At 74.2% G+C, this 20,670-nt stretch carries 17 protein-coding genes; 11 read left to right on the top strand and 6 right to left on the bottom strand.

Annotated features, from left to right (window positions below):
* Window positions 1-58 precede the first annotated feature (58 nt).
* From ACW14Y_RS01305 to ACW14Y_RS01295, 3 genes are all read left to right on the top strand, one after another.
* Window positions 59-1,024, top strand: a complete 966-nt coding sequence (locus ACW14Y_RS01305; RefSeq protein WP_380389649.1) for an AraC-like ligand-binding domain-containing protein — start codon at window positions 59-61, stop codon at window positions 1,022-1,024.
* Between the two features lie 267 nt (window positions 1,025-1,291).
* Entirely contained in the window at window positions 1,292-2,272 is a 981-nt protein-coding gene (locus ACW14Y_RS01300) for an alpha/beta hydrolase (protein WP_456985568.1), read from the top strand.
* A gap of 372 nt (window positions 2,273-2,644) precedes the next feature.
* Window positions 2,645-3,622, top strand: coding sequence for a helix-turn-helix domain-containing protein (locus tag ACW14Y_RS01295; protein ID WP_456985567.1), 978 nt, complete (start codon window positions 2,645-2,647; stop codon window positions 3,620-3,622).
* 147 nt (window positions 3,623-3,769) lie between these two features.
* On the opposite strand, the gene ACW14Y_RS01290 is transcribed toward ACW14Y_RS01295, so the two are convergent.
* Window positions 3,770-6,076, bottom strand: coding sequence for a helix-turn-helix domain-containing protein (locus ACW14Y_RS01290; RefSeq protein WP_456985566.1), 2,307 nt, complete (start codon window positions 6,074-6,076; stop codon window positions 3,770-3,772).
* A 266-nt stretch (window positions 6,077-6,342) separates the two neighbouring features.
* On the opposite strand from ACW14Y_RS01290, the gene ACW14Y_RS01285 reads away from it, so the two are divergent.
* The gene (locus ACW14Y_RS01285) at window positions 6,343-7,224 is read left to right on the top strand and encodes a LysR family transcriptional regulator (RefSeq protein ID WP_380306096.1); all 882 of its coding nucleotides are present in this window, start codon (window positions 6,343-6,345) and stop codon (window positions 7,222-7,224) included.
* A gap of 298 nt (window positions 7,225-7,522) precedes the next feature.
* Window positions 7,523-8,392, top strand: coding sequence for a haloalkane dehalogenase (locus tag ACW14Y_RS01280; protein ID WP_456985565.1), 870 nt, complete (start codon window positions 7,523-7,525; stop codon window positions 8,390-8,392).
* A gap of 112 nt (window positions 8,393-8,504) precedes the next feature.
* On the opposite strand, the gene ACW14Y_RS01275 is transcribed toward ACW14Y_RS01280, so the two are convergent.
* Window positions 8,505-10,025 carry a DPP IV N-terminal domain-containing protein gene (locus ACW14Y_RS01275; protein ID WP_456985564.1) on the bottom strand — a complete coding sequence of 507 codons (1,521 nt, stop codon included), beginning with the start codon at window positions 10,023-10,025 and terminating at the stop codon, window positions 8,505-8,507.
* A 47-nt stretch (window positions 10,026-10,072) separates the two neighbouring features.
* The gene (locus ACW14Y_RS01270; protein WP_456985563.1) at window positions 10,073-10,738 is read right to left on the bottom strand and encodes a DUF4097 family beta strand repeat-containing protein; all 666 of its coding nucleotides are present in this window, start codon (window positions 10,736-10,738) and stop codon (window positions 10,073-10,075) included.
* Window positions 10,739-10,959: 221 nt separating this feature from the next.
* Here ACW14Y_RS01270 and ACW14Y_RS01265 point away from each other — a divergent pair, with 221 nt between their 5' ends.
* Window positions 10,960-11,691 carry a helix-turn-helix domain-containing protein gene (locus tag ACW14Y_RS01265; RefSeq protein ID WP_456985562.1) on the top strand — a complete coding sequence of 244 codons (732 nt, stop codon included), beginning with the start codon at window positions 10,960-10,962 and terminating at the stop codon, window positions 11,689-11,691.
* Between the two features lie 33 nt (window positions 11,692-11,724).
* Here ACW14Y_RS01265 and ACW14Y_RS01260 read toward each other — a convergent pair whose 3' ends face one another.
* Window positions 11,725-12,102 carry a VOC family protein gene (locus tag ACW14Y_RS01260; protein WP_380389636.1) on the bottom strand — a complete coding sequence of 126 codons (378 nt, stop codon included), beginning with the start codon at window positions 12,100-12,102 and terminating at the stop codon, window positions 11,725-11,727.
* A 282-nt stretch (window positions 12,103-12,384) separates the two neighbouring features.
* Here ACW14Y_RS01260 and ACW14Y_RS01255 point away from each other — a divergent pair, with 282 nt between their 5' ends.
* The 5 genes from ACW14Y_RS01255 (at window position 12,385) to ACW14Y_RS01235 (ending at window position 18,754) form a co-directional block, all read left to right on the top strand.
* Entirely contained in the window at window positions 12,385-13,065 is a 681-nt protein-coding gene (locus tag ACW14Y_RS01255) for an NUDIX domain-containing protein (protein ID WP_456985561.1), read from the top strand.
* A gap of 275 nt (window positions 13,066-13,340) precedes the next feature.
* Entirely contained in the window at window positions 13,341-14,453 is a 1,113-nt protein-coding gene (locus ACW14Y_RS01250; RefSeq protein ID WP_456985560.1) for a polyprenyl synthetase family protein, read from the top strand.
* A gap of 168 nt (window positions 14,454-14,621) precedes the next feature.
* Window positions 14,622-16,070 (top strand): isopentenyl-diphosphate Delta-isomerase, encoded by a 1,449-nt coding sequence (gene idi, locus ACW14Y_RS01245; protein WP_456985559.1) that lies wholly within the window; start codon window positions 14,622-14,624, stop codon window positions 16,068-16,070.
* Window positions 16,071-16,122: 52 nt separating this feature from the next.
* Window positions 16,123-17,046: an SAM-dependent methyltransferase gene (locus ACW14Y_RS01240; protein WP_456985558.1), complete on the top strand. Its 924-nt coding sequence runs from the start codon at window positions 16,123-16,125 to the stop codon at window positions 17,044-17,046.
* Window positions 17,047-17,365: 319 nt separating this feature from the next.
* Window positions 17,366-18,754 (top strand): hypothetical protein, encoded by a 1,389-nt coding sequence (locus ACW14Y_RS01235; RefSeq protein WP_456985557.1) that lies wholly within the window; start codon window positions 17,366-17,368, stop codon window positions 18,752-18,754.
* Here the strand turns inward: ACW14Y_RS01235 and ACW14Y_RS01230 are convergent.
* Window positions 18,729-19,766, bottom strand: a complete 1,038-nt coding sequence (locus tag ACW14Y_RS01230; RefSeq protein WP_456985556.1) for a terpene synthase family protein — start codon at window positions 19,764-19,766, stop codon at window positions 18,729-18,731. The genes ACW14Y_RS01235 and ACW14Y_RS01230 overlap by 26 nt on opposite strands.
* Window positions 19,767-19,854: 88 nt before the next feature.
* Window positions 19,855-20,610 carry a polyprenyl diphosphate synthase gene (gene uppS, locus ACW14Y_RS01225; protein WP_456985555.1) on the bottom strand — a complete coding sequence of 252 codons (756 nt, stop codon included), beginning with the start codon at window positions 20,608-20,610 and terminating at the stop codon, window positions 19,855-19,857.
* Window positions 20,611-20,670: the final 60 nt, after the last annotated feature.

The raw sequence follows: 20,670 nt of genomic DNA, 5'->3' as shown, positions 1-20,670 counted from the left end.
GGAGCAGGCTGGTCGTGCGGGGCTCCGGCCGCGCATGTCGAGAGAAAGGGGCTGCCCGGTGAACCTGCGGGTCACGACAGCTACGGTGCCGGACGTGGAGAAGGCGGTGCACTGGGGTCGGGCGGTGTCCTCCGCCCTCGCGCCGGTGGAGGTGGTGCCGCTCGCCGACGGCCCGTTCGACGGCCGGCTGGACTCGCACCGACTGGGCAGCCTGCGGGTGTCCACACTGGAGGCGGACGCGACGCGGCTCTCCCGCACTCCGGGCCTGATCGCCCGCACACCCGAGGCGGAGGCCCAGGTGGCGGTGGGCATCCAGGTGTCCGGCCGGGCCGTGCTGACCCAGGACGGCCGCAGGGCCGAGATGGCGGCCGGCGACCTCGTGCTGTACGACCTCGGGCGGCCCTACTCCGTGGACTACCCGCAGCGCTTCCGCTCCCACGTGTTCCACCTGCCGCACCGGCTGCTCGGTGTGCCGGAGGCGGAGATCCGCCGGGTGACCGGGTACGCCGTCACCTCGCGGGAGAGCCTCGGGGCCGTACTGCTCCCGTTCCTCGACACCCTCGCCGACGCCGCGCCCGGCTACCCGCCGGCCGTCGGCGACCTGCTGGCCGGCAGCGTCGCCGATCTCGTCGTCACCCTCGTCGCCGAACTGGCCGGCCGGCCGACCGCCGCCCCCGACGACGCGAGTGCCCACCTCGTCCGGTCGGTTCGGGAACATGTCGACCGCCACCTCGGCGACCCCGGGCTGACCCCGCAGAGCATCGCCGATGCCCACCGCATCTCGGTGCGGTACCTGCACCGGCTCTTCGAGGGCGAGGGGGTGACGGTGGGCCGGCTGATCCAGCGTCGCCGCCTGGAGGAGTGCGCCCGGGAGCTCGGCCGGCGAGGCCGCACCGCGCCGACGGTCTCGGCCGTCGCCCAGCGCTGGGGGTTCGTCAACCCCGCGCACTTCAGCCGGGCCTTCCGGGCCGCGTACGGCACGTCCCCGCGCGAGTGGCGGGCACGGCGAGCCGGAGCGGCCTGACGGTGGCGAGCCGGGACGGCCGTGCGCGGTGGGGCCGACTCCGGTTCCCTCTCGGCACTGTTCCGCGGCGGCCGCTGCCTAGGGTGGCGAGCGGCCGACCCCGGGCGCTCCGCTACCCGGGCCGGCCCGGGTAGCGGGCACGGTGGCAGTACCCCGGCTCGTGGCTGTGCCCGCGGGACCACAGTGGAACGGCCACAGTGGTTGACGCCCGCCGCGGGGGACGAGCGGAATTCCGGCCCGACCGGCCACTACGCCAGGAGCGCACCCGTGTCCGACAGCACCACCTCCGACCGCCGGGGCCCGGTCCTGGACGGCGGCCTCAGGGGCTTCCTGGCCGCCCGCGCCCGCCGGCCGGACGCGGCGAACGGCGAGACCGTGCCCCTGGATCTCTCTTTCCTGGCCGACCCGCACCCGTCGGACGCCCACCAGGACACGGTCGCCGGCTGGCTGGCGCTGCCGACCCCGGCCGGACACGTCCGGATCCAGGTGGTCCGGCCGGTCGACGCCGCCCGGCCGGCCCCGGTCGTCCTCTTCCTGCACGGCCTCGGCTGGGCGCTGGGCGACGCCGACAGCTACCGCCACCTGCTGCGCGAGTTCGCCGTGGGCGCCGACGCCGCCGTGGTGTTCGTCGACTACGGCCGGCCCCCCGCCGCCCGGTTCCCGGTCGCCGTCGAGCAGTGCTACGCCGTGGCGTGCTGGATCGCCGCGCACGGGCACGAGATCGGGCTCGACGGGAGCCGGATCGCCGCGGCCGGGGACTCGGCGGGCGCCAACCTGGTCGCGGCCCTGACCCTGCTCCTGCGCCGGCGCGGTGGAGCCCGGCTGCTCCACCAGGTACTGCTCTGCCCGGTCACCGACGCGGACTTCGACACCCCGTCCTACCGTGACTTCGCCGAGGGGTACTTCCTCCACCGGGCGGACATGCGCCGCTACTGGGACGCCTACCTGCCCGACCCGGCCGACCGCACCAGGGCCGACGCCGCGCCGCTGCGCGCCGGCCTGGACGAACTCACCGGGCTGCCGCCGGCCCTGGTGATCACCGCGGAGGCGGACGTCCTGCGGGACGAGGGCGAGGCCTACGCGGCCCGGCTACGGAGGGCCGGAGTGCCGGTCGTGTCCACCCGCTACCAGGGTGTCGTGCACGGCTTCGTGCTGCTCGACTCCCACTGCCGCACCGCCTCGGCCCGCGCGGCCCTCGTCCAGGCCGTGGACACCCTGCACCTCGCCCTGCACCGCCACCTCTGGTAGCGGTAGCGGCCGCGCGCCCGCCGGTCGCGGTCACCCGGTGCTCGGCGGCCGTGGTGCGTCCGCCCGGGTGCGTCGTACGGCCCCGCCTGCGCGCCCCCGACGGCCGGCGCCGAACCGTCCGCCTTCCTCGCCCCGCAACCGGTGGGCCCGGCGCGCCCGCGACAGCGGGGCGGAGGCGCAGTTCCTCCTGTTGTTCTTCCTGGTCACGCGTTACCCGGCGCGGTGGGATGAGGGTGCGGGCCGCAGCGGCTCGCCGGCGGACCGGGGCGTCGTCCCGGGCACCGGGCCGGCGCTGCCCCGCGCCCGACCCTCACCTCACGTCAGAACACGGCCCTTCCCGGACACCGTCCGGCGGCCGCCGCAGGAGCACCGATGTCTGTCCTCACCCTCGCCCCGCCGTCACCCGGCGCGCCGTCCGCCCTGTCGCCCCGGGCCGTTCCCTACGTCGCGAGCGTCGCGGGCCACCGGCTCGGCCCGTTGCGGATCTCCTCGATCGTCGCCGGACCACGGCCGGCCGCGCTCGGCCGCACCGTCGTGCTGTGCGGCCGGGAGGAACCCGTCACCGTGGTGCTGCCCCAGCACGGCACGGCCGCGCTGCTTCTGGACGGAAGCCGGCTGTCGCTGCGGCCGGGCGCGTTCGCGGTCGCCCGGGCCGGTCGGCCGGTCGTCCTGGAGGTGTCGGAGGACTTCTCCGGCACGGCCTTCCACTGGTCCCGGGAGGCCGCCGCCGGACTGTCCGAGGACGATCTGCTGGAGCTGTCCGGGAAGTCCTTCGGGACGGACAGCGGGACGGCGGCGCTGGTGGCCGCCTATCTGGGGCGGCTGGCCGGGCCGGTGGGCTCGCTGGACCCGCACGTGGCCGCCCGGCTCGTCACCACGGCCCAGGACCTGCTCGCCGTCCTCGCCCACGAACACCGGCGGCGGACGGCCCGACCGGTGCCCGAGGAGGTGCGCGCCACCATCGCCCGGACGAAGGAGTACATCCTCCGGCGGCTCGACGATCCCGCTCTCACCCCGGAGCGGATCGCGGCCGCCCATCACTTCTCGGTGCGCTACCTCCACAAGCTCTACCAGTACGAGGGTGTCACCGTGGGCCGCTGGATCCAGCGGCGGCGCCTGGAGATGTGCCGGCGGGAGCTGGCCCGGCCGTCGGCCCGGCCGGCCACGGTGGCGGCCGTCGCCAAGCGCTGGGGGTTCGTGAGCACCAGCCACTTCAGCCGGGTGTTCCGGGCCGCCTACGGGGTCGCTCCGAGGGAGTGGCAGGCGGGCGCCCGGGAACCGCACACCTGGCCGGACGTGCCGGGCCCGGCCGGGCCGGTCGGTGCGACCCGGCCCGGGGCGGTGGACTGACCCGCCGTCACCGGCGGTGGCGCGGCGCCGCCGGGACGGGCCGAACCGGTCGGGCGGCACCGGACGCGCCGAACCGGTCGGTCGGTGCTGTGCGGGCCGGGCCGGGCCGGGCCGACCGACGGTGCTGTGCGGGCCGGACCGGTCGGGTCAGTCCTCAGCGGCCGCCAGCTCGGTCAGCAGGGCGGTCGCCTCGGCCAGCCGGGCCGGGTCCCCGGCGGTCTCGGCGAACGCCCTGGCCTCCCGCGCGGCCCCGACGGCGCGTTCGCGCTCCTCCAGCTCCGCCAGCGCCCGCGCCTGCCCGAGCGCGGCGATGGCCCGGAGCAGCGGCACCCCGACCCGGGCGCCCACCTGGCGTGCGTCGGCGTAGATGTGTTCGGCTTCCCGCGGCCGACCGAGCGCCAGCAGTGCCCGCCCCTTCTGGGCGAGCGCGTTCGTCCGGGTGAAGTCGCCGATGTGCGCGGCCGGCGCGGTGGCCGGGTCGGCGAGCAGGTCGAGGATGGCGTCGGTGGTGGCCACAGCGTCCCCGTGGCTGCCCGTGCGGGCCTGGGCGGAGGCCAGGGCCAGCAGCGCCTGCGGGTGCCCCTCGCGGTCGCCCGCCGTCGCGAACAGCTCCGCCGCCCGCCGGGCCCGGCCGACCGCCTCGTCCGGCTCGCCCAGCCGGACCGCGGCAGCCGCCGCGTAGAAGTGCGCCCAGGCCTCCTGGGTGGCGTCCCCGCCCCGGCGGGCGAGTTCCGCCGCCTGCTCCGCTATCGCCGACGACTCGCGGGGCTGGTGCGAGCAGTAGTGCACCGCCCAGGCCAGGTAGTTGGCATGGGTCGCCGCCAGGACGTCGTCGCCCAGCGCATGGGCTGCCGTCCGGGACAGCCCGAAGACCGTCGGCCAGTGGCCCCAGTTGGTCCAGCGATCGGAGAACCAGTGCATGGACTCCGCCGTCCGCACCACCTCGGCATGGCGCCTGGCCGCGGCCGCGGAGCGCAGTGCGGCGAGCCAGTTGGCGCTCTCGGCCTCCAGCCAGGTCTGCGCGGCCCGCGCCGAGGCCGGCCCGCCGGCCGGCCTCGCCCCGTCGCTCGTCGCAAGGTCGGACGGCGGGGGGCCGGGTTGGAACCACTGGCCGGCGGCCGCCGCCGTGTCGAGCAGCCAACGGTGCAGCGCGGCCTCGGCGGCGGCGCGCTCCTGGGCGCTCTCCTCCTCCTGCAGCCGTTCGCGGGCGTAGAGCCGCAGAAGGTCGTGGAACAGCAACCGGTCGGTGGCGGTGTGGCCGAGCAGGCCGAGGTCGAGGAGCTCGTCGAGCATCTCCTCGACAAGGTCCGGTCCCAGGCCGGTGAGGGCGGCGCCCGCCCCCGGGTCGAAGTCCGGGCCCGGGACGAGCGCCAGCCGACGGAACAGGCGGCGCACCGGTTCGGCGAGCTGTTCGTAGGAGAGCCGGAACGCCGAGCGGATCCGCAGGTCCCCCGCGGTCAGGCGCTGGAGGCGCAGATCCTCGTCCCCGAGTCGCTCGGCGAAGCCGCGCGCGCTCCACGCGGGCCGGCTCAGCAGCCGAGTGCCCGCGATGCGCAGCGCCAGCGGCAGGTGTCCGCACAGCTCGGCGATCCGCGAGAGCACCGCCGGGTCGGCGCCGTCCGTACCGGCCGCCGGATCCTTCTCTTCCTCGCGCTGCGCGAGGATCGCGCCGAGGAGCGCGGTCGCGGCGCCGGTGGGCAGCGGCGCCAGGACGAGCCGCCGCGCGTGCTCGATCCCGGCGAGCGTGCGGCGGCTGGTCACCCAGAGCCTGCTCGGACCCGGACCGGGCAGCAGGGCGCGCACCTGGGCCTCGTGGGCGGCGTTGTCCAGGACGACGAGGGCCTCCCGTTCCCCCATCAGGCGCCGGTAGAGCACCCGGCGCTCGTCCGTCTCGGCCGGCAGGTCGCGTTCGCGGACACCCAGGGCCCGCAGCAAGCGCGCCAGGGCGTCGTGCGGCACGACGGGTTCGGCGTCCAGACCGCGCAGGTCGACGAAGAAGCAGCCGTCCGCAAACCGGCCGGCCTGCTGCGCCCCGGCGTGCACCACCAGGGCGGTCTTGCCCAGACCGGGTGTGCCGGAGACGATCGAGACGGGCGGACCCGCCTGGGCGGTGATGCTCCGTCCGAGCCAGGCGGTCTCGGTCTCGCGGCCGGTGAAGTCGGGTACCGCGGGCGGCAGGTCGCAGAGGCCGGGCGCGGCGGCGGCCTGGTGGCGTCGCCGACCCGCGCGGGCGGCGCCCAGTAGCTCCTCGGTGGCGGCTCGGGTGAGCCCCAGGGCGACGGCGAGGGCCTGGACGGTGCGGGCCTGGGGGCCGCGGCTGTGGCCGCGCTCCATGTCCCCGATGGCGCGGCCGCTCACGCCCGACCCCTCCGCCAGCTCCTCCAGGGTCAACCCGGCCTCGTGGCGGTGCGCGCGCAGCAGCGGTCCCAGAGCAAATGGCTCCGGCTGGCTCATCAGACCCTCCCGACAGGTGAGGGGCCATCATACTGGAGAGCGGCTCTGACCTGCGAAGACCTGGTTTCCTCCCCACGGCCCCGGAGCCGGCCGCGCCGCGTGCCCCGCGGCCGAACCCCGCCGACCCGTCCTTGCGCCACTACTGCGGGTCCACCGCCGAGGGCGCTGCGTCGAAGATCGTTCCGGCATTGCGGCCGAGGGCGCCGACGTGCGACTCTTGCTCGCGCTCGCCGGGGTCGAGCGGCTGGTCAACGGGGTGGGAAGCCATGGAACTGCGCGATATCGAGATCTTCCTGACGCTGGCGGAGGAGCTGCACTTCGGGCGGACCGCTCAGCGGCTGTACGTGTCGACCGCGCGGGTCAGCCAGGCGATCAAGCAGCAGGAGCGCAGCATTGGCGCCGAGCTGTTCCAGCGCGACAGCCGCAACGTTCGGCTGACGCCCGCCGGGGAGCAGCTGCGGAAGGACCTGGTGCCGATCTACCGGGGCCTGAAGGAGAGTCTGGAGCGGGCCCGGATGGCCGCCCAGGGCAAGACCGACGTGCTGCGCATCGGCATGATCCCCGCCAACGCCCACGAGCTGCGCCCGTACTGGGAGACCTTCCGCACCCGCCACCCCCAGTGGGGGCTCAGGCTGCGGCACGCCCCCTTCGTCGATCCCTTCGCGGGGCTGCGCCGCGGGGACGTCGACATCCTGGTCTCCTGGCTCCCCGTCCTGGAACCCGACCTGGTCACCGGCCCGAGGATGTTCGACGAGACCAGGGTGCTGGCGGTGTCGCTCGACCACGAGCTGGCCGGGCGTGCCTCGGCGAGTCTGGAGATGCTCGGCGACTTCCGCACCACGTTCAGCGAGGGCCTCCCCGACTACTGGGGCGACGCCTACACGCCGCCGCACACCCCCAAGGGCCGGGTGATCGAGCGGGGGCTGAAGGTCGACAACATCGACGAGATCTTCACCCTCGTCAGCAACGGCGAGGTCGTCAACCCCTTCCCCGTCCACGTGAGCCGCTACTGGGGCCGCCCGGACATCGAGTGGCTGCCCATCCACGACATGGACCCACTGGGTTACGGGCCGGTGTGGCACGGCGAATCGGAGAACGACCTCGTCCGGGCCTTCGCACAGGTGGTCCGCGACCTCGGCACGGTCTGACGTCGGCGGGGACCCCGGTGCGTCGCTGCCTGCGGCGGAGAACGGCCGCCGGAGTCGTCGGCCGGACCCGCCGTCCTGGTAGTGCATTCGCGGGCATTCCCGTTGCAACACTTCGAGGGCTGTGACCTGGGGAATCGGTCCACAGCGGCCTCGAATCGATTGACCCGCACCGGGGCGGACCATAGCGTTCCCCACGTCGGAATCCGGGACGGTACCCAGCTAATCGGGACCTCGCCGTCCGGCCCGGCGTTCCGGCGAACTCCCGCCGACGGCCGCACTTTTGAGAGGCTCCGCTCCCATGCCCGTCCAGCCCGTACTCGACTCCACCGTGTTCCACCGGGAGTCCGGCGCCGGTGCGCCGATGGTCTTCCTGCACGGCAACCCCACCTCCTCCCACCTGTGGCGGGACGTCCTGCCCGCCGTCGGCGGACCGGGCCGGCTGCTGGCCCCGGACCTGATCGGCATGGGGGAGTCGGGCAAGCCGGACATCGCCTACACCTTCGCCGACCACGCCCGTTACCTCGACGCCTGGTTCGACGCGCTCGGTCTGGACGAGGTGGTGCTGGTCGGGCACGACTGGGGCGGCGCGCTCGCCTTCGACTGGGCCGCCCGGCATCCCGGACGCGTGCGCGGCATCGCGTTCACCGAGACCATCGTCAAGCCGATGACCTGGGCGGAGTTCCCCGAGGGCGGTCGCCCGCTGTTCGAGGCGATCAGGACGCCCGGGGTCGGCGAGGCCCTGATCCTGGACGACAACGCCTTCATCGAGCAGGTGCTGCCCGGCACCGTCGCCACCCCGCTCGCCCCGGCCGACCTGGACGTCTACCGGGCCCCTTACCCGACCGGGGAGAGCCGCCGCCCGCTGCTGCAGTGGCCGCGTTCGATGCCGCTGGGAGGCGAACCCGCCGAGGTCGTCGCCAGGATCACGGCCTACGACCGGTGGTTGGCGGCCAGCGCGGACGTGCCCAAGCTGCTCCTCACCTTCGAGGCCGGTCCCGGCGCGATGATGGGCCCGGCGATCGTCGACTGGTGCGCGGAGAACATCGCCGGGCTGGAGATCGAGCACCACGACGCGGTCGCCGGCCACCACACCCCGGAGGACCACCCCCGCGCGATCGGCGCCGCCGTCGCCGCCTGGGCCGACCGGCACAAGCTCCGACGGGCGTGACGGGCCGTCGGGTGCGACGGGCCACCGGGAGTGACGGGCCGTCGGGTGTGACAGGCCGTCGGGTGTGGCGGGCCGTCGTCGGCGGCGGGCCGCCGTTTCGGTGGCGCGGCACTCAGGCGGACAGCTCGACCAGCACCCGCCCGGTCCAGTCGCGGACCCGGGTCACCGACGGGGTGTCGACGGTCGACGCGGAGTCGATGAAGTACTCCTGCCCGTCGGCCACGGTGACGGCGTGGTCCAGCTCGTCGTCCGTGAGTTCGGCGAAGCCGAAGCCGGAGCTGGAACCGAAGCCGGAACCGAGGCCGAAGCCGAATCCGAAACCGAAGCCGAAGCCCGATCCGGATCCGAAGCGGGGGCCGTCCAGCGCGGCCCGGCACACCGTGCGGCGGTACGGGTCCTCCTCGACCCGTCCGGCAGCGGTGAAGTACACGACCCGCCGGGCCTCGTCGACGCGCAGGATCTGCCGCACCGACCAGGGCCCGGAGGTGACCTGCCCGAGCAGCACGCCGGTGTGCAGGTCGTACCGGTAGAGGTGGCCCCGGCCGTCGCGCTCCGAGTACCAGAGCACCTCGTCGGTCAGCACGTGCACGATCGGCGGTTCCTGGGGCCACCGGCCGGGGCCGACCACGGTGTCGCCGACCTCGCTGAGCACGGTGGTGACCTCGCCGGTCGCGGGGTCGAGCCCGCGCAGGGAGAGCGTGCGCGAGTGGCGGGAGCGGGCCAGGTAGTAGACCGCCGAGCTGTCCTCGGCCCACCACGCCCCCTTGGTGGCGACCGGCGAGAGCTGCGGCACGAGCGGCGGATCGGCCTGCGCGCGGACCGCGGTGCCGTTGTCGACGTCCAGTACGACGAGTTCGGCCTGCGCCCCGGTTCCGTCCCCGGTGGGGGCGCACCGCTGGGAGGGTACGGCGGGCTCGCCGCCGAAGGTGGGCCGTGCCGCCACCGGGTGGGTCCGTCGGACGCCGCGCTCGTCCGTCCGGTGCGTCAGCACCCGCGTCGAGTCGGGTGACCAGACCACCGCGGGCGGCAGGTGCGGCAGGCCGGGCTCGTGCAGCGGGGTGGTGCCGGCGCTGCCGGTCGGGCCGGTGCCGTACGGTCCGGTGCCGTACGGGTGGTCGGGCGTGCCGTCGGTGGTCAGCGCCCACCGGCGGCCGTCGGACAGTGAGCGCGCCCACAGGTCGTGGCCCCGCAGGGAGACCGCGACCCTCCCGTCGGGGGACACCACCTCCAGCGGGTTGCCGGACGGCGGGCACCCGGTCGGCTCGCAGGTGTAGTCGTCGAGGCGGCAGCGCCAGTAGCCGCCGAGGGCGGCGAACTCGACGGCGTTCGCGGTCGGTCGGACGGCCGTGAGCGGCAGGGCCTCGGGGTCGACCGGCCGCCCGGCGGCGGCGGTCAGGGCGGCGGCGAGCCGGGTGTGGTCGAAGGCCGGCTCGCGGGTGCCCGCCGCCGGATCGACCAGGACGAACCGTCGGCCGTCGCCGTCGCCCACCGCGTACCAGAACCGCGCGCCGCCGTCGATCCACTGCGGTCCGGCCTGGTCGCCGACGACGGGTCCGCCGGGACGGGCCGGGCACGGGAGAAGCTGATCCGCGGCCCGCTGATCCGCGGCCCGCTGGTCCTGGGCGGTGATCATGGTGGTGGTCCTTCCTGGGTGCGGTGTCCGGGTGTGGCTGCGGGGCGTCAGAGGCTGCGGGCGGTGATGTCGCCGTGGGCGGTGGTGGCGTGGATGGTCAGGGCGGGGGCGCCGTCGGAGTTGCGGAGGCTGTTGTGGATGCGGCCCGAGGCGGTGCCGGCGTCGAGGGCGGCGGAGACCCCGCGGGCGGCGCCGACGGTCAGGTCGCCGGACACGGTCCGCAGCGTCACCACGCCGTGCACGGCCTCGGTGATGCGGATGTCGCCCTTCTCGGTGCTGATCCCGCCGGGACCGCCGAGGCGGCCGACGGTGATGTCCCCGGCGAGGAGGGCGAGGCGGGCGCTTGCGGTCTCGTCGAGCTCGACGGTGCCGTTCGAGGCCTCGAAGGCGACATCGCCGAGCCGTCCGTCGCCGAGGAGTTCGGCGTCGGCCGCCGTCGCCCGGACGTGCGAGCCGGCGGGCAGTCCGACCGTCACCTCGACCGATCCGGCGGAGCCGAGGACCCGGGTCGGCCGGGGCGCCTCGATCAGCAGCACGCCGTCGGCGTAGGTGATCCCGGTCCGCTCCGCCGCCTTCACGTCGCGGCTCTTCGAGGCGTCCAGGGGCAGGACCTCGACCGTGGTATCGGTGCGGTCGGTGGCGGTCAGGCGGAACCGTCCGGCGGGGATGTCGAGGACGACGGAGACCGGGGTCGGGGTGTGGAACTTCTGCATGGTGTTCTCCTAAGGTTGGTGTTTCTGACTATGGAAACGCTACGTTGCCTTCGTGAATCCTGCAATCCATTGACTGCGTCATGGTGGCATCAAGGCAGGTGAAAGCGGAATGATCGTTGCAACAAGAGAGAATCTAATGCAACGAAGGCATGATCGTCGTTGCACTGGATGGGTGGTGGGGGCTAGGTTCGGTCCCTCGGGGAACACGAAGGGGGACCGCGGTGCCGGGAAGCAGGCTCACTCAGGAGGAACGTCGGCGGATCGCGCTGGGGCTGGCCGGCGGCCTCGCCTACGCCGAGATCGCCAGGCGCCTCGACCGTCCGACCTCGACCGTCACCCGTGAGGTGATGCGCAACGGCGGCCCCACCGGCTACCACGCCGACCTGGCCCACCGCGCCACCGAACGCCGGGCCCGCCGCCGGGGCCGGGTCGCGCCCCGAGGACCGCAGCCGCGCCCGCCCGCCCGAGGACACGACCTCGAAGCCGTCCGGGCGTACGAGGAGACACTCGTCGGTGTCCTCGTGGCCACGGGCCTGCCCCCGATGACGGCCCGCGTCCTGGCCTGCCTCACCCTCGCCGAGTCCGGCAGCCTCACCGCGGCCGAACTCGCCCGGCACCTCCAGGTCAGCCCGGCCTCCGTCTCCAAGGCGGTCGCCTTCCTCGACGGCCAGGGCCTCGTCCGCCGGGACCGCGGCGAGCGCCGCCGTGAGCGCTACACCGTCGACGACGACGTCTGGTACCGGACGATGATGACCGCCGCCCGCTCCACCGCCCAGCTCGTCGAGACCGCACGGCAGGGCCTCGGTGTGCTCGGCGCCGACAGCCTCGCCGCCGCGCGCCTGGCGACCATCGTCCGCGTCCTCGACTTCATCTCCGAGAGCCTCGGTCGTACCGCGACGCAGGCCCGCGAGATCCTCGCGGCGAACACCGGGGTGAGCCCCGGAGGCACCTGACGGACCTGGAGGTGACGGCCCCGGAGGTGACGGTCAGGAGCCGGCGGGCGGGATCCACTCCGTCAGCCGGACCACGACACCGTTGGGATCGGTGAGCTCCAGCACCTGCTCGCCCCACGGCTCACGGCGCAGCGGGACGGTGATGTCGGCGCCCTCCCGCCGCAGCCGTTCGTACTCGGCGCCGAGGCCGGTCACGGCGAAGGACATCAGCACCCCGACCGGTCCGGGCCCGGGCGGCAGTTCGAGGTCCCGCTGCCGCACCAGCACCTCCGGGGCGGCATCGTCCCGGTCCAGCACCACGAACTCCTCGTCCGCCAGCACCTCCCGGAAGCCGAGGTGGGTGGTGAAGAACCGGCTGGAGGCACCCGGATCGGTGACGCTCAGCGTCACCGTGGAAGCGACGACGTTCATCGCGAGCGGCACCCCCCTGCGGTGGTAACGGTCATGTCTGCACTGCTCCTTCGCCTGTCTGTCCTGCGAACGGACCAAGCATCGCCTCGCGCCGAGGGGAGGAACAACGGCCGAAACCTCAACGGTCGTTAACCCAGCGGTTGACGAACCCGCACCCGGCCCTGGCCCCGGGTGCGCAGGTCTCGGCGGCCGTTCGCGGGGTATCGACCGTGGGGGACCGGCCGCGTGCGGTTGGTCGATTCAGGCCGAAGAGCTCCCGTGACGGAGAGGACTCCCTGACCGATGAGTGCCGACTTCACCAGCGCGGACGCGATGATCACCACCCCCGGCGGCGAGATCCTGCTCCAGCTGAGGGACGACCGTCCGGACATCCGCTGGCCGGCCCACTGGGTCGTGCCGGGGGGCCACGCGGAGCGCGGGGAGACGCCGTACGAGACCGCCCGCCGGGAACTCCGGGAGGAGACCGGCCTGGACGTCGAGGCCCTGCTGCCCTTCGACCCCGTCCGTGCCGAGGGGGACACGGGCACCGTCCGCTTCTTCCACGCGATCGTCGACGTCGACCCCGCCCGGCTCGTCCTCGGCGAAGGGCAGGAACTGCGGCTGGTGCCGATCCCCGACGTGCAGGGGATGAAGGTCCCGCCGGATCTCAAGGACTACGTCCGGCAGTTGGAGGGCCACCTCCGGGTCGGGAAGCCCCGGGTGTGGGCGCAGATCGACCGCCTCCACGCGCGGCTGGCCGACCGCTGCGCCGGCTCCGGCGAGTCCGCGGTCGAGGTCCAGCTCCGCCTGCTGGCGGAGGCCGGCGCACAGGCCGGAGCGCTGGCGTCCGCCGAGCCGGACCCCGGGCGTATGGCGGAACTTCGGGACAGGCTGTGCGAGGCGATCGTGGCCGGCATGGTCGTCCTGCGCGCGACGACGCCGGACGCGGCCACGCTCCTGTCGGACCACCTCGTCGAACGGTAGCCGTCCGGCGGCGGCCGCGACCGGATCGGACAGGCCGAACCACCGGACTTCGGATCGCCCCTCACGACACCGTGAGGGGCGATCCGCTTGTCCGGGCGGTCCGTTCAACGCGTTCACGCACGGTCGGCGGCCACGCGTTGTCGGCCCCGGTGCGCCGGGTGCTTGATAGGGGGGACGCCAACGGGCTTCCGGCCCGAACCGCGGCGCGCCCCTGCCGGCGTCGGAGCGGCAGTGCCACCTCGACCACCTCGCGGCCGCGCCGGAGAGGAGCCACGATGTCGGACCAGGAAGCCCACCCCGTGCGGCGGGAGGAATTCCTCGGCGCACTTCTCGGGGATCGCGGGGCAGCGGTGGGGGACGTCGTCCTCCCGCTCCTGCGCGAGGCCGTGGAGGGCCTCCACCCCGACCTGTCCGCACTGTGCGGCTATCACTTCGGATGGCGCGACGTCCACGGCCGGCCGACGGGGAAGGACGGTGCGGGAAAGCTCGTGCGAGCCCGCATCACCCTGCTAGCCGCGGCCGCGGTGGGAGCCGTCACCGCTGGGGGAGACGCCGGGCGAGACGCCGGAACCGCCGCCGCGGCGGCGGTTCCGGCCGCCGTGGCCGTGGAACTCGTGCACAACTACTCCCTGCTCCACGACGACATCGTGGACGCCGACGAGCGTCGCCGGGGCCGCCCGGCTGCCTGGGCGGCCTTCGGGGCGGGCCAGGCCATTCTGGCCGGTGACGCCCTGACCGCCCTCGCGGTGCGGCAGCTCGCCGAGGTGCCGGGGGAGGCCGGTCGCCGTGCGGTCGCCGTCCTGGTCGGCTCCATGGAAGCCCTGGTGTGCGGGCAGGCGGCGGACACGGCTCTCGAACACATCGATCCTGACGAGGTGACCTTCGGTCACTACTTCGACGCGACGCCCAAGACCACCGCGCTGATGGGAGCCTGCGCCGAGACCGGGGCGCTCCTCGGCGGCGCCGACGCGGAACTGGCCGCCGCCCTCCGACAGGCGGTGGCCGCTTTCGGCCTGGCCTGGCAGATCAGCAACGACGTCGACGACATCTGGGCCGACCCGGCCAGGACGGGGAAGGGGGCGTTCGGCGACCTGCGGGCGGGCAAGAGGACGATCCCCGTGATCGCCGCGCTGCGGAGCGGAACCGAGGAGGGAAGCCGACTCCGGTCGCTGCTGCTGAGGAACGGCCCCGTCCCCGCGGTGAGCGAGGAACGCGAACTCCGGGCGATGGCGGACCTCGTCGAAGCCGCGGGAGGGCGCCGGTACGCCGAGGCGCTGGCGGAGCGGCATGTGGGGGAGGCCGTGGACGGCCTGGGTTCCGCGCTGCCGCCCTCGGTCGTCCGCGACGAGCTCACCGGCTTGTTCCGACGCCTCGTTCGCACCGACTGACCGCCTGACCGCCTGACCGACCGGCCGACCGGCCGACGACGGCGAGCGGCGGGCACGGTCCGCCCCCGGACCGCGGCGACGGCGGCTCCCCGACCTCCCTCCCCCCACCGATCCACCCCCGCAGCGGCCGCCTCGGCCAACTGCCCAGCATGGAAAGGACCTTCCCGGATGAGTGCGACCGACGACCGCCGTTCCACCGACCTCGTCGAGCTGGTGGACGCCGAAGGGAACGCGTGCGGATCGACCGGCATGATCGACGCCCACACCCACGGAAAGCGGCACCGCGCCTACTCCCTCATGCTCTTCGACGGCCGGGGCAACGTGCTCCTGCAGCGGAGGGCCGCCCACAAGACCCGCTTCGCCGGCATCTGGGGTCCCACCTGCTGCGGCCACCCCGCCCCGGGGCAGGACGTAGTGGCCCACGCCCGGCTCCACTGCTTCGAGGAGCTGGGCATCTCGGGCGTCGAACCCCGCGAGGTCGGCACCGTCGACTACGACCTGGGCGACCCCACCAGCGCGTACGTGGAGGTGGAGCACAATCACGTCCTCATCGCCTTCTACAGCGGGACCCCCGCTGCTCACCCCGAGGAGATCGACGAGGTCCGCTGGCTTCCGGTCGCCGAGCTCGCGCGCGAACTCGACGATCCGCCGGACGGCGTGCGGTACGCCGAGTGGCTGCGCCCGGTCGCGGACGTCGCGGTGCCGGCCGCCGAGAAGTTCGGCCTGCTCAACGTCGACGCGACCAGGGCCCACGACACGCACCAGCGGAACGTCTACTCGTACTACCAGTTCAAGACGTCCGACAAGATCAATACCGAGGCGGGGCCCGACGACTACGTCCACTCCCACTTCGCGCTGACCCCCTACAACCCGACCGTCCTGGAGGTGACCGACCCCGGGGAACGGCAGGACGCGATCCTGCGGGAGATCCACCGGATGGAGAACCTCCAGTGCGAGGCGGTCATCGACCTCATGCCGCCCCTGCCTCCCACCGGCCGAGTGCTCGACGCGGCCTGCGGGCGCGGCGGCACGAGCTTCCGCGCCTGGGAGCGCTTCGGGTGCACCGTCCACGGTGTCGACTTCTCCGAACAGCGCGTCGCGTTCGCCAACGCTGTCGCCTCCCGACGCGGTATCTCCGACCAGGTCCGGTTCTTCCACGCCAACGTCGAGGACACCGGCCTGCCGGAGCACAGCTACGACGTGGTGCTCTTCAACGAGGCCGCCGTCCACGTGCCCGACATGCGGAAGCTGTTCGCCGAGACCGCCCGCCTCCTCAGGCCCGGCGGAAGCCTCGTCCTCGTCGAGTGGATCGCCGACAGCAGGACCACCAGGACCGCCGCCGAGGTCACGGCGATCAACAACAACTACTACACCGCCCTGCCCTCCCGCGGCGAGGTCCTCTCCTGGATGCTCACCGCGCGCCTCGTCCCGGTCCACGTGGCCGACCGGCGCCGCGACGTCCTGCCGTACTGGGAACTGCGGTCGCACTCCGACCACCGCACCGGCGTGGAGAACCCGTTCGTGACGGCCTTCACGGCCGGCTCCATGAACTACCTGCTGTGCGTTGCCGCCTACCAGCCCGACCACGTCCGCACGCTCCAGGACTCCCGCAGCTGACCGGCTCGCCGGTTCCCGACCCCTACCCCTTCCACCAGTGAGGAGACCCGACATGACCCCCCAGCCCCCCGACGTCCGGAACGGCTTCGAGCAGGCCGCCTTCGAGTACTACGACAACAAGCGGGCCGACGCCCTCAACCTCGACCTCGGGCACGAGGACGGCTTCTACCACCACCACTTCGCCATCACCGACTTCGACCGCACCGTGCTGGCGGAGGAGCGCCCCGAGCTCCGGGAGAAGCGCGTCCGCTCCGAGCTCCACCGGCTGGAGACCCACCAGGTGACGGCGTTCAGCGCCGTGCTGGGCGACTTCCCCCCGACCGGCCGGATCCTCGACGCGGGCTCCGGGCGCGGCGGTACCAGCCTCCTGCTGCACCAGCGCTACGGGTGCGAGGTCGACGCGGTGAACTTCTCCGGCTACCAGAACGGCTTCGCCCGCGAGGCGGCCACCGCCCTGGGCGTGGCCGACCGGGTGCGCTTCCACGACGCCAACATGGTCCACACCGGCTTCGCCGACGCCACGTTCGACGCCGTCGTCACCAACGAGACCACGATGTACGTCGACCTCGACGAGGCGTTCACCGAGTTCGCCCGCGTCCTCAAGCCGCTGGGCCGCTACGTCCTCACCACCTGGTGCATCAACGACGCCTACGGCACGACGCCGGTGGAGGCCGCCGAGATCGACGAGCACTACCGGTCGAGGACCCACACCCGCGACGAGTACCTCACCGCACTGCGCGACCACGGCCTGTTCCCCTACCAGGTCGACGACCTGACCGAACCCGCCATCCCCTACTGGGAGCTGCGCACCCACTCACGGCTCGCCACCGGCATCGAGCGGCCCTACCTGGCGTCCTACCGCACCAACCGCATCAACTACATGCGGATCGCCTCCCGGAAGGCCGGCACGGGGAGTGCCGACCGCGCCCCGGCGTCCGCCGCCCCCGACCGCTGGATGCCGCATCCGGCGCGGTGAGCGGCGAGCGGTGAGCGGTGAGTGGCGACGGAACCACCGGGACGCGGTCCACGGAGGGACGGTCGGTCCGGTCGCACGGGCCGACCGGCGGTGCCCCGGCACGGCGGGCGGGCCCTCCGGCCCGTGCCGGGGGCACATGCGGCGGCGTGCGACCCGCGCGGGTCCGCGTACGGCGCACGCTGCCGCGCCGGCGCCGACGTCCGCGGGTCCCTGCCTTCGGGCGCCCCGGGTGCGCGGTTGTCGTGGCGTTCGCCCTGCTGTCCACTCGAAGCACCGGACGCCCGCCTTCCCGTTCCTCCGCGCGATCCCTGGAGAGGCCATGGCACGCGACACCCCGAACCTGCGGCTGAAAGAGCTGCTGCTCGAGGCCCACTGGACCGCCGGTGAACTCGCCCGCTCCATCAACATCGAGGGACGGGCGCAGGGCATGGACCTGCGCTACGACCGGACCTCGGTCGCCCACTGGCTGAGCGGCTCGCGCCCGCGCCCGCCCGTCCCCCGGCTCGCCGCCGCCGTCCTCGCCCGACGGCTGCGGCGCCCGGTGCTTCCCGACGACATCGGGCTCGCCGACGACGTCCTCGACCCCTCCGGAGCCGCGGACACGACGGACCACGAGCAGGGGGACGACCCTGTCGCCCGGCTGGTCGCGCTGACCCGCGCCGACGCGATGCCGGGCACCCGGGCCGCCCTGACCCGCCTGGTCTACGCACCGGTCCCCGTGGCACCGCCCGTCTGGCCGTCGGACGGCGCCGCCCTCCCGCACCGACCGCCCGGCGCCGGTTCCGGCCTCGGCGCCGGTGCCCGGTCGGCGGACGCCGGCGCGCGGGACCTGGGAGCGATGGCCGCCGTCTTCGCCCGGCAACTGGGCCACCAGGGGGGCGGCCACGCGCGGTCCGCCCTGGCCGCCTACCTCAGGGACGACGCCGCCGGCCTGCTGAACCGACCGGCCGACGAGGCCTCGCGTCGCCTCCTGCTCACCCACACCGCCCAACTCACCCACCTGCTCGCCAACATGACCGCCGACACCGACCGCCACGCGCTGGCCCAGCGGTACCTGCACACCGCCCTGGCCCTCGCCCACCGGGCCCACGACCGCCGCACGTGCGCCATCACCCTGCGGGCCCTCAGCCTCCAGGCGCTGGAGTGCGGACACCTGCGCGTCGCCGCCGACCTCGCCGACGCCGCGGTCCGGACGGCGCCGCACGCCCCGGGCGCCACCCGGGCGTTCCTGCTCACCCAGCGCGCCCTGACGCACGCCCGCGGCGGCCGCCGGACCGAGGCGCTGAGCGACCTGGCCGAGGCCGAGGGGCGGCACACCGCGGTACCCGAGGGGCAGGGCCCGTTCGCGGCCTACCCCCTCGACGGCTTCCACTACCAGCGCGGCGAGATCCTGCTGGCGCTCGACGAACTTCCCCGGGCCGTCCAGGCCTTCGAGAGCTCCGCGCGGCACCGGCGGCCCCAGGACCACCGGCTGGCGGCGCTCACGCAGGCGCGGAAGGCCGAGACGCTGTTGCGCCTCGGCCACCTCGATGCCGCCTGTACCGCCTGGGGCCCCTTCCTGCAGCGCTACCCCCTGCTGCGCTCCACGCGGGCCGACCGTGCGCTGGACCGCCTCCGGGCCCGTCTGCGCCCCTTCGCCCGCCACCCGGGTGCCGCCCACGTACTGGAGGCCGCCCGGGCCGTCACTCCTGTCCGGGGCCTGTACTGAAGTGCTGGTCGACGCTGTAGCGGGGGGTGGTCAGCCCCCAGTCGTAGAAGCCGCGCTGCATGGTGCGCATGCTGAGCAGGAACCGGCCCAACTCGGGGCCGGCCCAGCCGGCCACCCGGGCCTCCGCCGCGAGGTAGGTGTCGACCTCCCTGTTGTGCAGCCGGGCGGTCTCGTCGATCGCGGCCTGCTCGTCCAGGCCGTGGTGCCACGCCAGGGCGGCAGGGAGGTTGAGCGGCACCGGGCCCGAGGGCTGTTCCTTGCAGTAGGAGAACACGTCGTTGCACCAGGAGATGACGTTGTTGGCGGTCCGCCGCAGCTCCCGGACGGCGGGGTGCTGGTACTCGTGGGCCGGGACCTCGTAGCCGGCGGCGATGTCCTGGAGGGCGAGGCCCGGGGGAGTCGCGCTCGTCATGCGCCGCCCGATGGCGTACTCCGCCGGTGACGGCATCGTCGTGCGGACACGGTGGCCCGCCTCCCACAGGGTGCCGAGGAAGTAGTACTCCATCTCGGCGACGAAGCGCATGTACTGGGTCGGGCTCGACCGGGCGTGGACGTGCTGGAAGAGATCGTTCCCGGCTTCCGCGAGGCGGTGGCACAGGCGTCGGTCGGCGACGCTGAGCCCGGCGGTGACGGTTCGGCCGAGGCTCTCGGAGGCCTCCAGGCCGCCCACCTCCATGATCTCGCGCATCCAGGTGTGGAAGGCGGCCAGGGTGGCCACGTCCTCGCCCATGAGGCCGGAGTCGCAGAAGGTGTCGTCGAGGATGAACACCCAGCTGTACACCTTCGTCACCATCCTCAGCCCGTCGGGCTCGGCCTGGGGGTACTCGCGGCCGACGACCTCGGCGAAGCGGCTGTGCCGGAGGGCGGTGCGACGACGGGGGTCCGTCAGCAGCCCGTGTCCGGTCAGCCACTCGATCATCTCGTCCTCGGCCCGGTCGGTCTCGGGGTGGATCTCCGGCGGGTAGGGGTAGTGGAGGTACGGGAGCCTCAGCGCTCCTGGCCTGGCGGTCATGGGGCCCTTGCCTTTCACCGGGAGTGTCGCCGGTCTCGGTCGGGATGGTGCCGTTGGTGGTGGCCGCGTGCCCGGGGCGCCCGCCGGGTCAGCGGCCGTAGGTGCGGCTGCGGTGGCGGTACCAGTCCGTCGCGGCGTCGAGGTCCGCCCTGTCGATGGCGGGCCAGGGCGTGGGGCAGAAATAGTGCTCGGCGTAGGCCGCCTGCCAGGGCATGAAGCCGGAGAGGCGCTGTTCGCCGGCGGTGCGGATCACCAGGTCGGGATCGGGCTGGCCCGCGGTGTCGAGGTGCCGGCCGATGTCGTCGGGGCCGAAGTGCCGGACCAGGTCGTCGAGGGTGCCCGCCTCCTGGTGGCTGATGATCAGGCGCTGCACGCCGCGGACGATCTCGTCGCGGCCGCCGTAGGCGACGGCGAGGTTGAGCACCGGCCGGTCGAGCCGCCGGGTCTGCTCGGCGGCCTCGGCGAGGGTCCGGGCGAACGGCGGCGGCAGGCGGTGGGGCGTACCGAGGTAGTGGATGCGCCACTGGCGGGTGGCCGCGATGGCCCGGGTGATGTCGGTGATGAGCCGGAGCAGCGGGTCGAGTTCGGCGGCGGGTCGCTGGAGGTTCTCGGTGGAGAGCGGCCACAGGGTGAGGGTGGTGAGCTCGGTGAGGTCCTGGCACCAGGTGAGGAAGTCCAGGACCCGCTGCCCGCCGCGCCGGAAGGCGCACAGCTGGGTCTGTCCGTGCGTGCGGGCCCAGCGCCGGTTGCCGTCGAGGACGACTGCCAGGTGCCGCAGGGCGGGCCCCGGTTCCGAAGGGCGGTCGCCCTCCTGGTGAGCGGGCGTGTCGGTCACGGACGTCATGTCGCCTCCTGGGACTTCGGCCGTCGACGAGGTGGGACGGAAGAGCGGGACGGTAGGGGG

The sequence above is a fragment of the Kitasatospora sp. cg17-2 genome, assembly GCF_054031055.1.
The sequence above is the reverse complement of the archived record's forward strand: the minus strand, read 5'-3'. Positions and strand labels throughout refer to the sequence as shown.